The organism is Azospirillum sp. (assembly GCF_050789165.1).
The window spans coordinates 1-11261 of sequence record NZ_JBOZRT010000014.1; the positions used below are offsets into that span (position 1 = coordinate 1).

At 70.9% G+C, this 11261-nt stretch carries 12 protein-coding genes; 8 read left to right on the top strand and 4 right to left on the bottom strand.

The window, feature by feature from the left end; all coding sequences use genetic code 11:
• Positions 1–497: tetratricopeptide repeat protein (locus ACRWK7_RS02180; protein WP_431854525.1), on the bottom strand; the 497-nt coding region annotated here is incomplete at its 3' end.
• Positions 498–678: 181 nt separating this feature from the next.
• Here ACRWK7_RS02180 and ACRWK7_RS02185 point away from each other — a divergent pair.
• The 5 genes from ACRWK7_RS02185 (at position 679) to ACRWK7_RS02205 (ending at position 4598) form a co-directional block, all read left to right on the top strand.
• Positions 679–1062, top strand: coding sequence for a hypothetical protein (locus ACRWK7_RS02185; RefSeq protein ID WP_431854526.1), 384 nt, complete (start codon positions 679–681; stop codon positions 1060–1062).
• A gap of 209 nt (positions 1063–1271) precedes the next feature.
• Positions 1272–2294, top strand: coding sequence for a UDP-N-acetylglucosamine 4,6-dehydratase (inverting) (gene pseB, locus ACRWK7_RS02190; protein ID WP_431854527.1), 1023 nt, complete (start codon positions 1272–1274; stop codon positions 2292–2294).
• Positions 2295–2296: 2 nt separating this feature from the next.
• Positions 2297–3493: a UDP-4-amino-4,6-dideoxy-N-acetyl-beta-L-altrosamine transaminase gene (gene pseC, locus ACRWK7_RS02195; protein ID WP_431854528.1), complete on the top strand. Its 1197-nt coding sequence runs from the start codon at positions 2297–2299 to the stop codon at positions 3491–3493.
• Positions 3494–3507: 14 nt separating this feature from the next.
• Positions 3508–4140 carry a pseudaminic acid biosynthesis-associated methylase gene (locus ACRWK7_RS02200; protein ID WP_431854529.1) on the top strand — a complete coding sequence of 211 codons (633 nt, stop codon included), beginning with the start codon at positions 3508–3510 and terminating at the stop codon, positions 4138–4140.
• Positions 4137–4598 (top strand): GNAT family N-acetyltransferase, encoded by a 462-nt coding sequence (locus ACRWK7_RS02205; protein WP_431854530.1) that lies wholly within the window; start codon positions 4137–4139, stop codon positions 4596–4598. Before ACRWK7_RS02200 ends, ACRWK7_RS02205 begins: the two co-directional genes overlap by 4 nt.
• Positions 4599–4614: 16 nt before the next feature.
• On the opposite strand, the gene ACRWK7_RS02210 is transcribed toward ACRWK7_RS02205, so the two are convergent.
• Positions 4615–5016, bottom strand: coding sequence for a flagellar biosynthesis repressor FlbT (locus ACRWK7_RS02210; protein ID WP_431854531.1), 402 nt, complete (start codon positions 5014–5016; stop codon positions 4615–4617).
• Positions 5017–5379: 363 nt separating this feature from the next.
• On the opposite strand from ACRWK7_RS02210, the gene ACRWK7_RS02215 reads away from it, so the two are divergent.
• From ACRWK7_RS02215 to ACRWK7_RS02225, 3 genes are all read left to right on the top strand, one after another.
• Positions 5380–7380: a flagellar hook-basal body complex protein gene (locus tag ACRWK7_RS02215; protein WP_431854532.1), complete on the top strand. Its 2001-nt coding sequence runs from the start codon at positions 5380–5382 to the stop codon at positions 7378–7380.
• 137 nt (positions 7381–7517) lie between these two features.
• A complete protein-coding gene (locus ACRWK7_RS02220) occupies positions 7518–8291 on the top strand; it encodes a DUF1217 domain-containing protein (protein ID WP_431854533.1) in 774 nt (257 codons plus the stop codon).
• A gap of 6 nt (positions 8292–8297) precedes the next feature.
• Positions 8298–9062 (top strand): cytidylyltransferase domain-containing protein, encoded by a 765-nt coding sequence (locus tag ACRWK7_RS02225; RefSeq protein ID WP_431854534.1) that lies wholly within the window; start codon positions 8298–8300, stop codon positions 9060–9062.
• A 106-nt stretch (positions 9063–9168) separates the two neighbouring features.
• Here ACRWK7_RS02225 and pseI read toward each other — a convergent pair whose 3' ends face one another.
• Positions 9169–10221 carry a pseudaminic acid synthase gene (pseI, locus tag ACRWK7_RS02230; RefSeq protein ID WP_431854535.1) on the bottom strand — a complete coding sequence of 351 codons (1053 nt, stop codon included), beginning with the start codon at positions 10219–10221 and terminating at the stop codon, positions 9169–9171.
• A 14-nt stretch (positions 10222–10235) separates the two neighbouring features.
• A partial coding sequence (locus tag ACRWK7_RS02235; RefSeq protein WP_431854536.1) for a hypothetical protein occupies positions 10236–11261 on the bottom strand: 1026 nt, incomplete at its 5' end.

The following is an 11261-nucleotide window of genomic DNA, read 5'->3' on the forward strand; positions in this document are numbered from 1 at the left end:
CGCGCCGCCGCCCCCGCACCCGCGGCATCGCCGCCGCGGCGGCGGGCGTCGGCCAGGGTGAGACGGAGGGGCACGTCGTCGCACGGCGTGCCCAGGCAGCGGCGCAGCGCCTCGGCCGCCTCCGCCGGGCGGCCGGCGCCGAGCAGGCCGTGGCCGAGGGCGAGGTGCAGGTCGGGCGCGTGCGGGGCGCTGGCCGCGGCGCGGCGCAGCCACGCCAGCGCGGCCTCGGGCCGCCCCAGCCGCTGTAGGGCGTTGCCCAGGCCGGCCAGGGCGGCGGCGTGCGCCGGCGCCAGCGCCGCGGCGGAGGCGAGGTGCGACGCCGCCTGCGCCGTCCGGCCGAGGTCCAGGCAAGCCAGCCCGATCAGGCGGCGCGGCTCCGCCTGCAGCGGGAAACCCCGCGCGACCAGTTCGTAGAGGCCGAGCGCGTCCGCCGTCCGGCCGTCGGCGTGCAGTGCCATCGCGCGTTTCGCCAAAGTCTCGGCGATGGCTGGAGTCATCACGTCCGCTCCACTGTCATGCGCACTGTTCTACTCTCTGCCAGTTCTTTGGGCAGACGGCGCCCGTCCTATGAACTTTGTCCGAGGCGGGCTCGGCCGGAGTCGTCGCGGGCGAAGTCGGGCTGGGCATTTGACTCTTTACCAATCATGAACTATATTGCGTAGTCGAAGGTGGTGTGACATGGGCATCGACGCGCTCACATCCGCATTCGCGACCCTTCCCCCTCCCGCCGTCGGCTCGGCCAGCGTTCCGCGGGAACGTCCGGAGTCCGCTCCGGCTCCGGAAAGCGCCCAGCCCTCGGTTCCCAAGGTCGTTTTTAACCCGCGCAGCCACTTCGACGCCAGCGCCGGCGTGTTCGTGATGGAATTCCGCAACGCCGACTCCGGCGAGGTGGAGCGCCAGTTCCCCGACGAGAACCAGCTGCGCGCCTACGCGAACGCCAAGAAGCTGGAGGCCGAACCGGCCGCCGAGTCGAAGGCGCCGGACGCGCCGGCCCCCGCCGCTCCCGCGCAGCCGCAGGGCGCCGCGGGCAACGGGGCGTCGCCGGTCCGCATCCAGGTCTGATTCCGGGCGGTCGAGCCGCGCAATCCCGGTTCCGCAGGCGAAGACTGGCGGAGGCTTTTCCCGCATCACCTTGGAGGGATCTTCCCAAGCGTGACGGGATGGGAAAGGGCCATCAGGGCTGGCTGGCAACCCAGTGACAAAATATTAACCATTATTGCCCGACACTCCCGTCGCCGAAGACGTTCGGCGTTCAGCGGGATTGTGCGTGCATGAGCGAGATCGCGACCTTCGACGGCGTCGGGCCCAACCTGAACGGCGCGCAGATCCTGGTGACGGGAGGAACCGGCTCGTTCGGGCGCGCGTTCGTCCGCCACGTCCTCGAACACCACCGGCCGGCGCGCCTCATCGTCTTCTCGCGCGACGAGCTGAAGCAGTACGAGATGGCGCAGGACTTCCCCACCGCGCGCTTTCCCTGCATGCGCTACTTCATCGGCGACGTGCGCGACCAGCAGCGGCTGGAGACGGCGATGCGCGGCGTCGATTACGTGATCCACGCCGCGGCGCTGAAGCACGTGCCGATCGCCGAATACAACCCGATGGAATGCATCCGCACCAACATCACCGGCGCCGAGAACGTGGCGACCGCCGCCATGCGGGCGCGGGTGAAGAAGGTGGTGGCGCTGTCCACCGACAAGGCGGCCAACCCGATCAACCTCTACGGCGCCAGCAAGCTGGCCTCCGACAAGATCTTCGTCGCCGCCAACAACCTGAGCGGCGAGGGCGGCACGCGGTTCTCCGTGGTGCGCTACGGCAACGTGCTGGGCTCGCGCGGCAGCGTGGTGCCGTTCTTCCGCAAGCTGATCGCCGAGGGCGCCGCCACCCTGCCGATCACCGACCCGCGGATGACCCGCTTCTGGATCACGCTGAAGCAGGGCGTGGCGTTCGTCGCCTCGTCGCTGGCGATGATGCAGGGCGGCGAGATCTTCGTGCCGAAGCTGCCCAGCATGCTGATGACCGACCTCGCCCGCGCGCTGGCGCCCGAGCTGCCGCACGAGGTGGTCGGCATCCGCCCCGGCGAGAAGATCCACGAGGTGATGATCCCCGCCGAGGTGTCGCAGAACACCATCGAGCTGGCCGACCGCTACGTCATCATGCCCGCCTTCATGGAATGGGGCGTGTACCAGAAGCCGGCCGGCAGCCGGGCGGTGCCGGAGGGCTTCTGCTACTCCAGCGACCAGAACACCGACTGGCTGGACGGCGCACGGCTGCACGCTCTGCTCGGGAGCTGCTGAGCGTGACCGCGGCCCCGCCGTTCCTGCCCTACGGCCGCCAGTCCATCGACGAGAGCGACGTCCGCGCCGTGGTCGAGGCGCTGGGGGCGGAGGCGCTGACCACCGGTCCCGGCGTGCCGGCCTTCGAGGCGCAGTTCGCCGGCGCCGTGGGCGCCCGCCACGCGGTGGTGTCGAACAGCGGCACCGCGGCGCTGCACCTGCCGCTGCTGGCGCTGGGGATCGGGCCCGGCGACCTGGCGCTGGTCGCCTCGGTCAGCTTCATCGCCACCGCCAACGCGGCGCGCTTCTGCGGCGCCGACGTGGCGTTCGCCGACGTCGATCCGGCCAGCGGGCTGGTCACCCCCGACACGCTGCGCGCGGCCGTCGAGCGCGCCGGGCGCGCGCCGCGCGTCGTGCTGCCGGTGCACCTCAACGGCTGGGTCGCCGACCCGGCGGGCGTGGCCGAGCTGGCGCGCGGCTGGGACGCCGCCGTGGTCGAGGACGCCTGCCACGCCGTCGGCGGCCGCTACGACAACCATTCCGTCGGGGCGTGCGCGCACGCGGCCTTCACGGCGTTCTCGCTGCACCCGGTGAAGACCATCACCATGGGCGAGGGCGGCGTCACCACCACCGACGACGAGGCCCTGGCCGAGGGCATGCGGCGCGCCCGCAACCACGGCATGACCCGCGACCCGGCGCGCTTCGCCAACCCGGAACAGGCCTTCGGCGCCGACGGCGCGCCGAACCCCTGGTACTACGAGATGCAGGAGCTGGGCTTCAACTACCGCGCCACCGACGTGGCCTGCGCGCTGGGGGCCAGCCAGCTGCGCCGGCTCGACGGCTTCGTGGCGCGGCGGCGGCAGCTGCAGGCGCGCTACGACGCGGCGCTGGCGGATCTGGCGCCGCACGTGCGGCCGGTGGCGGCGCAGCCGGGGCAGAGCCCGGCGCTGCACCTCTACGCGGTGCGCATCGCCTTCGCCGGGCTGGGCATCCCGCGGGCGGCGGTGATGGAGGCGCTGAAGGCGCGCGGCATCGGCACGCAGGTGCACTACATGCCGATCTACCGCCAGCCCTACTACGAGGGCCTGTACGGCCGCCAGCGCCTGCCGGGCGCCGAGGCCTACTACGACTCCATCCTGTCGCTGCCGTTCTTCCCGGCCATGCAGGACGAGGACGTCGACCGGGTGGTCGGGGCGCTGCGGGCGGTGCTGGGGATCTGACGAGGAGACACGCGGTGGAGCAGGGCACGAACAGGGCGCTGGACGCCTGGCAGGGCGCCTTCGGCGACGAGTACACGAAGCGCAACGCCCCGCTGCCCGAGGTGCTGGGCGCGCGGCTGAAGATGTGGGCGCGCATCCTCTCGTCGCTCGACGGCGCGCCGCCGGACAGCGTGCTGGAGGTCGGCGCCAACCTCGGCCTGAACCTGCGCGCGCTGCGCCTGCTGACCCAGGCGACGCTGACCGCCGTCGAACCGAACGCCAGCGCCCGCGCGCGGCTGGTCGAGGACGGCGTGCTGCCGGCCGGGCGCGTGCACGACGGCTTCGGGGCGAAGCTGCCGTTCGACGACGGCAGCCACGACCTGGTGTTCACCAGCGGCGTGCTGATCCACGTGCCGCCGGCCGACCTGGCCGCCACCTGCCGCGAGATCGTCCGCGTGGCGCGGCGCTGCGTGCTGGCCGTCGAGTACAACTCCGAACAGCCGGTCGAGCTGCCCTACCGCAACCACGAGGGCCTGCTGTTCAAGCGCGACTTCGGCCAGTTCTATCTGGACACCTGCCCGGGGCTGCGGGTGCGCGACTACGGCTTCTTCTGGCGGCCGGCCACCGGGCTCGACAACCTCACCTGGTGGCTGTTCGAGAAGCCGTGACCGTGCGGCTGCGCCCGGCCACCGCGGCGGACGCGGCGGAGCTCTTCCGCTGGCGCAACGACCCGCTGACCCGCCGGCAGTCGTTGGGCGCCGACGTGATCCCCTGGGACACCCATGTCGCGTGGCTGGGCCGCGTGCTGGCCGACGCGGACCGGCTGCTGCTGATCGCCGAGGTGGACGGCGCCGCGGTGGGCAGCGTGCGCTGCGACGTGATCCGCGACGGGGAAGGGGCGGGGAAGGGCATGCTGTCCTGGCAGGTCGCCCCGGAGCGGCGCGGGCGCGGCTACGCCTCGGCGATGCTGAGGGCCGCGGTGGCGGACCGGCGGCTGGCGGGGCTGGAGCTGTGGGCGGAGATCAAGCCGGACAACACGGCGTCGCGCCGGGCCGCGGAGGCGGCGGGCTTCACCTGCGCGCACGCGGCGCCGGACCTCACGTCCTGGCGCCGCGGGGCTTCATAGGACTCAAGCGCAGGGGTCAGCGGCTGGCCGGGTAGGCCTCGACGATCGCCTTGTCGACCTCGATCAGGCGGCGGCAGACCTCCATGGCCGACTGGATCTCGCCATGCTCGACCAGGTTCTGCATGACCGCGAGGCTGCGCAGCACCGGCGGCAGCTCGGTCGCCTCCGAACGGTCGCACAGCAGCTCGCCCAGCTCCTTGCGGTAGACGTCGTGGTGCTCCGGATCCAGCAGCATGGACTGCAGCACGAAATAGATCTTCTTGGTCGGCGAGTCCGCCTCGGCGGCGCTGGACAGGAGATCCTCGCTGGTCAGCACCTGGGCGCCGGCGGACACCTTGAGCTGCCCCTCCGGCGTCAGCACCACGGCCGCGCCGTTGACGAAAGCCACGGCACCCGGCTTGAGATTCAGATCCACCATGTCCTTCATCGTGCGCTGACCCTATCCAATCGGTATTGAGACGTAGGGAAACATACTTCCAAACGGTGTATCAGGCAAAACGAGAAAAAAGGACAGGATTACAGCCGGATGGTCGTGCGTGCGCGGCAAACGGCCGCATCCGCCGCCGGCCGGGGCGCGCCGCGGCGGGAATTTCCGCCCACCGGGCAAATGTTGCCGGGATGATCCCGACCCCGGCCCCCGGCGACGACCCGGCAGAAGCTGCCGCCCCTGCGGAAAATCCAGGAAAATCAACGCTCCGCCGCGCTGGCACGGGGGTTGCTTTTGGAGTGGCAGAATTCGGCCACGACAGCGTGGCATCGGCTTTTCTCTCGGGGGTGTTCCATGAGCGTCTTTGGATCGATGACGACGGCGGTGGCGGGGCTCGCGGCGCAGGCTCAGGCACTGGGCAACCTGTCGGACAACATCTCCAACTCCCAGACGATCGGCTACAAGCGCGTCGAGACGACGTTCCAGGAACTCGTGACGACGTCGAACGCCGACAAGCACAGCCCCGGCGGCGTGCGCGCCAAGCCAAGCTTCACCAACTCCACCCCCGGCAACATCTCGCAGACGCAGACTGCCACCAACATGGCGATCTCCGGCAACGGCTTCTTCCAGGTCAGCCAGGGCGTCGAGGGGTCCAGCGGGATCAGCTTCCAGGACGCGCAGTACTTCACCCGCGCCGGCGACTTCACGCTCGACCGCTTCGGCTACATGAAGAACAGCGCGGGCATGTACCTCAACGGCTGGGGGGTGGACAGCAAGGGTGCCGTCGATAAGGGCTCGATCTCGCCGATCCGCATCCAGCAGTTGATCGACACGCCCTCGGCGACGCAGAACATCAACCTCTCCGCCAACCTGCCGCTGGCTCCGACGACGGCCAACCAGCCGGCGCAGTCGGTCTCGCTCATCGACGCGGCCGGCGAGGAGCACACGCTTCAGCTGAACTGGCGGCAGCAGAGCCAGGGCAACTGGCGCCTGTCTATCGTCGATCCTTCGGGCGACACCGCCGACGTGACCTCGGGCCAGTTGCTCTCCAGCATCGCGGATCCGTTGGCGCCCACCACGGCTCTGTTGGGGACCATCGGTGATTCGGGCGGCCTTCCGGTCCCGATGGCCAGTGCCGTCGATCCGGTCCAGCACTCCACGACCCTCACCCTCGATACCACGACGGTGACGGCCAACAAGGCGTACACGGTCTCCGTCGGTGGCCGCAACTTTTCGTACACGGCCACGGCGACCGACGTGACCACCCCCGACAACGTCGCCTATCAGCTCTGGAGCCAGATCCAAGCGGCGGGCGTCTGCCCTGGCGGTGCCAGCGTCGCCGCCAACGTCCTCACGCTGAATGGCGATACCAACGGCAACTCCCTGACGGTCTCCGCCACGCCGTCCGCCGACCTGCCGTTGGGCACCAACACTCCGGTGGTGGGTGTGAAGCAGGTCGTGTCGATCCCCCTTGGCGGCACTGTGGGCAACGTCAACGACGTGTACACCGTGGACTTTTCGGGCGTCGGCAGCGGTCCGGTCATCACGTATCAGACCGACGGCACGGAATCGAGCGTCAAGGAACTGGCCGAACGCATCGCCGCAGCCGTCAACGCGAACACCACCTCGCCGGCCACCGCGTCCGTCGTCAACGGCACGGTGGTGCTGACGGCCAAGACGGCCACCACGCTCACCGACCTGACGAATCTCACACTCAGCGCCACGCCGGGCTATAAGCCGGCGTACGTGGACGTGGGCTTCTCCGGCGGCTATCTGAGTTCGCTGGGCTCGTCCAACGTCGGCACCGGCAGCATCACCATCCCGCCGAGCCAGACCACCGGTGAGAACGCCTACATCGAGTTCAACGTCGACTATGGCTATGGCGCGCAGAAGGTGAAGCTGAACCTCGGGCAGTTCGGCTCGGCCACTTCGGGCCTGACGCAGTTCACCGGTACCTCCATCACCGAGAACTCGAAGACCCAGGACGGCTTCACGCGCGGCGCGTTCCAGAACCTCGAGGTCAAGGCGTCCGGCGACGTGGTCGCCAACTACGACAACGGCCGCAGCCGCGTGCTGGCGCGCGTGCCGGTGATCCAGGTGACCAACCCGGACGGCATGCAGAAGGTCAACGGCAACGCCTACCAGATGACCCGCGACGCGGGCGGCGCCCGGGCGGACGACGCCGGAGCCAACGGCGCGGGCGGGTTCGCGGTCAGCTCGATCGAAGGCTCCAACGTGGACATCGCGCAGGAGTTTACCAAGCTGATCGTCACGCAGCGCGCCTACTCCGCCAACACCAAGGTGGTGACGGCGTCGGACGAGATGCTGCAGGAAACCCTGGGCATGAAGCGCTAAGCCCCTGGCGCTGAAAAGCCCGGTGCGACGCGGGTCGGCGGCGGTGCGAGGGCGCCGCCGCCGACCCGGTCACCTATCCAGGCGTGTGTTGTGCCGGGTGCGATTTCGTGGTAGGGTTTGGGTTGGAGGAGTATAAAATGTCCCTCTCGTCGATCGCCACCTACCAGAAGTACGTCAAGGACGCCACCAAGCTCGAGCAGAAGTTCGAGAAGACGTCCGGCGTGCAGAAGGATATCGACTACTTCAACAAGGCCGTCGATAAGCTGAAGTCGGTCGATGACCTGTTCAAGGACCAGCGGCTCGTCAACTTCCTGGCCAAGGCGTTGAATCTGGGGGGGGAGGAACAGTACCCCGGCAAGATGAAGCGCATCCTGACCGAGAAGGTGGACGACAAGAACGCGGTCATGAACCGCCTCTCCAGCAAGCAGTACAAGAACGCCGCGGAGTCCCTGCAGCTCGGCGAAAGCGGCTTGGCCCGGCTGAAGCTCAACGGCACCAAGGAGAGCATGGCCTGGGCGTACAAGAACGCCAAGTTCGAGGAATCGATCGGCGAGGAGAACTTGGCGGTCCGGCAGGCGCGCTACTTCGAGAAGTGGGCGGCGAGCGCGGCCAGCAGCCCCTACAACGTGCTCGGCGACCCGATCCTGCGCGAGGTGGTGACCTACGCCCTGGGCCTGCCCAAGCAGATCGCCGTCCAGCCGGTGGAAACCCAGGCCAAGGCGATCACCGACCGCGTCGACGTCAAGAAGTTCAGCGACGCCAAGTTCCGCGAGGGCTTCATCAAGAAGTTCCTGAACAAGCACGACATCGAGGAGACCCAGGCCAGCGGCGGCGCCAGCGGCTGGCTGACCTCGCTGTTCGGCGGCGGCTCCGGCGCCTCCGGCGGTACCGGCGTCAACATCGTGATCTGAGCGGCGATGCCGCGTCAGATCATCACTGCGGCGAAGCCGCGCCAGATCGTCATCGTCCAGGCCCGCATGGCCTCCACCCGCCTGCCGGGCAAGATCCTGCAGCCTCTGGGCGGCACCACCGCGCTCGGGCAGGTGCTGCGCCGCTGCGCGGCCATCCCCGGCATCGACGGCGTCTGCTGCGCCATCCCCGACACTCCCGGCCACGAGCCGATCGCCGCCGAGGCCCGACGCCACGGCGCCTCGGTGCACGCCGGGCCGGAGGACGACGTGCTGGCCCGCTACCATGGCGCGGCGGTGCGGGAGCGGGCTGATATGGTGCTGCGCGTCACCAGCGACTGCCCGCTGATCGACCCGCAGGTGTGCGGCGCCGTGCTCGCCCTGCGGCGCGACGCGGGGGCCGACTTCGCCGCCAACAACACGCCGCCGTCCTGGCCGCACGGGCTCGACTGCGAGGCGATGACCATGGAGGCGCTGGACCGCGCCGCCGCCGCCGCGGCCCGGCCGGGGCCGGAGCGCGAGCACGTCACGCCGTGGATCCGCACGGCGCCGGGCCTCACGCGGGTGGACCTCGCCGGGCCGGGCGGCGCGCTGGTCGGCGAGCGCTGGACGCTCGACTACCCCGAGGACCTTGATTTCCTGCGCGCGCTGTTCGCCGTGCTGCCGCGCGAGGACGCCGGCTGGCGCGAGATCGTCGCCACGCTCGACGCGCACCCGGAGATCCGTGCGATCAACGCCGCCCGGCGCGATCCGGCGCGGATTCCGAAAGCGTGATGCCCCCTCCCTAGCCCTCCCCCGCCGATGGCGGTGGAGGGAACTCCGCCGCTCTTCGTCCTCCACCGCAAAGCGGGGGAGGGACGGGGAGGGGGCAGATTCGTTGCTATCCCCGCTCGCCCAGCATCGCCCAGTCCACCGGCTCGCCGCGCGTCAGGGCGCGCGTGGCCTTGCGGCCGAGCACGTCGGGCAGGTGCCTGGGCGGCAGGCCGCCGCCGGGGCGAATGGAGCGCACGTGCTCCGGCCCGAGCACGGTGCCGGCCGGCACGTCGGCGACCACGTAGAGCGAGCGGCGCAGGCCGGCGTTCGCCGCCTCGCTGGGCTTCAGCGCGTAGTCGGCGCGCCCCAGCGCCGCCCAGGCGTCGCGGCAGGCCTGCGCCATGGTGCGGAACTCCTCCGGCTCCAGCGAGAAGGCGGCGTCGGGGCCGCCGTCGGCGCGGCGCAGGGTGAAGTGCTTCTCGACCAGCACGGCGCCCAGCGCCACCGCGGCGATCGGCACCGCCACGCCGTGCGTGTGGTCGGACAGGCCGATCACCGTGCCGAAGGTCGACGCCAGATGCGGGATGGTGCGCAGGTCGACCTCGGAAATCGGCGTCGGGTAGCCGCTGGTGCAATGAAGCAGGATCGGCGGCCGGCCGGATTCGGCGCGGATGGCGTCCACCGCCTCGGCGATCTCGCCCAGGCTGGCCATGCCGGTGGACAGGATGACCGGCTTGCCCGTCCGGGCCACCCGGCGGACCAGCGGCAGGTCGACCAGCTCGAACGAGGCGATCTTGTGGGCGGGGACGTCCAGCCCTTCCAGGAAATCGACCGCCGTGGGGTCGAAGGGCGAGCTGAAGGCGGCGAGGCCGAGGCTCCTGGCGTGCGCGAACAGGCGCGGGTGCCAGTCCCAGGGGGTGTGCGCCTCCTGGTAGAGGTCGTGCAGGGTGCGGCCGGCCCACAGGCCGCCCTCCAGCCGGAAGCCGGGGCCGTCGTGGGCGATGGTGATGGTGTCGGCGGTGTAGGTCTGCAGCTTGACGGCGTCGGCGCCGGCCTCCCTGGCGGCGTCGATCAGCGCCAGCGCCCGGCCGATGTCGCCGTTGTGGTTGCCCGACAACTCGGCGATGACGTAGGGCGGATGGTCGGGGCCGATGGCGCGGCCGGCGATGGCGAAGTCCATGGCGTTGTCCGTCGTCAGAGGCGGGCGAAAACCCGGAAGCCGGGGCAGGGGCGGCGGCGGACCGTGCCGTCGGCCTCGACGCCGTCGCACCAGCCGTCGGAGTGGATCACCAGCCGCCGCACCAGCAGGCGGCTGTGGCCGGGGATCAGCATCTCGAGGAAGGTGGCGCGCTTCTCGTGCGTCTCAATCAGGCTGGACAGGTAGGGCCACAGCGATTCGGCCGGCGTCAGGCAGATCTCCGGCGCGTGGCGCAGATCGGTGGTGACCTGGACGGCGCCGGACTCGCGGTACAGGAAGCACAGGTTGACCGGCAGCGACTGCACCAGCCCGTCGCCGGTGTCCACCACCACGCGCATCGGCGCCCCGGCGCGGATGGCGGCCTCCAGCGCCCGCACCTCGGCCGGCGCGGCGCTGTCGTAGACCGGCGTGTGGTCGTGGCGGACGACGAACTCGAAGTGCCTGTACGCCTCGCCCGGATAGAGCATCAGCGGCAGCGGCGCCCCGGCGCGCGGCCCCGGCCCGGTGTCGTAGCGCAGGAACAGGCGGGTGTCGCCGCAGTAGGCGAAGCCGCCGAAGGACGGCCCTGCGGGATCGTAGATCAGCGGCTGCGGGATCGCCCAGAAGCAGCGCTCGCTGGCGATCACCTGGTCGAAGCAGTAGTTCTCCAGGTATTCCGGGTTGTTGGCCGGGCTGCGCGGGTCGGGGACCATCACCGAGGCCAGCGAGGCGCCGGCCTTCACCGCGGCCACGAGGTCGAGCGGCCAGGCCGGCGCCCGGTCGAGCACGGCCGGCGGCGGCCCCTCGGCCCCGAGCGCGGTGTTGAGCACCGCCGCGACCGCGACGTGCCCGGTGCCCGCGGCGTTGACGCCGACGCTGTACGCATCGGGGCGGCGGTGCGGGCGCAGCCGGACGGCGCGCGCCAGCGCGGGGGCGCCGGCGGGGTCGCCGGCCAGCACGCGCAGCACGCCCAGCAGGAAGAGCGCCGCCGGGTCGGCGGGGGCGTCGGCCAGCGCTCGCCGCAGGCCGCGCGCCGCCTCGCC

Excerpts from the sequence above, each read along its gene's own strand:
- ACRWK7_RS02185 (WP_431854526.1), top strand. The coding sequence starts at position 679 with ATGGGCATCGACGCGCTCACATCCGCATTCGCGACCCTTCCCCCTCCC.
- pseB (WP_431854527.1), top strand. The coding sequence starts at position 1,272 with ATGAGCGAGATCGCGACCTTCGACGGCGTCGGGCCCAACCTGAACGGC.
- ACRWK7_RS02210 (WP_431854531.1), bottom strand. The coding sequence starts at position 5,016 with ATGGTGGATCTGAATCTCAAGCCGGGTGCCGTGGCTTTCGTCAACGGC.
- ACRWK7_RS02215 (WP_431854532.1), top strand. The coding sequence starts at position 5,380 with ATGAGCGTCTTTGGATCGATGACGACGGCGGTGGCGGGGCTCGCGGCG.
- ACRWK7_RS02220 (WP_431854533.1), top strand. The coding sequence starts at position 7,518 with ATGTCCCTCTCGTCGATCGCCACCTACCAGAAGTACGTCAAGGACGCC.
- ACRWK7_RS02225 (WP_431854534.1), top strand. The coding sequence starts at position 8,298 with ATGCCGCGTCAGATCATCACTGCGGCGAAGCCGCGCCAGATCGTCATC.
- pseI (WP_431854535.1), bottom strand. The coding sequence starts at position 10,221 with ATGGACTTCGCCATCGCCGGCCGCGCCATCGGCCCCGACCATCCGCCC.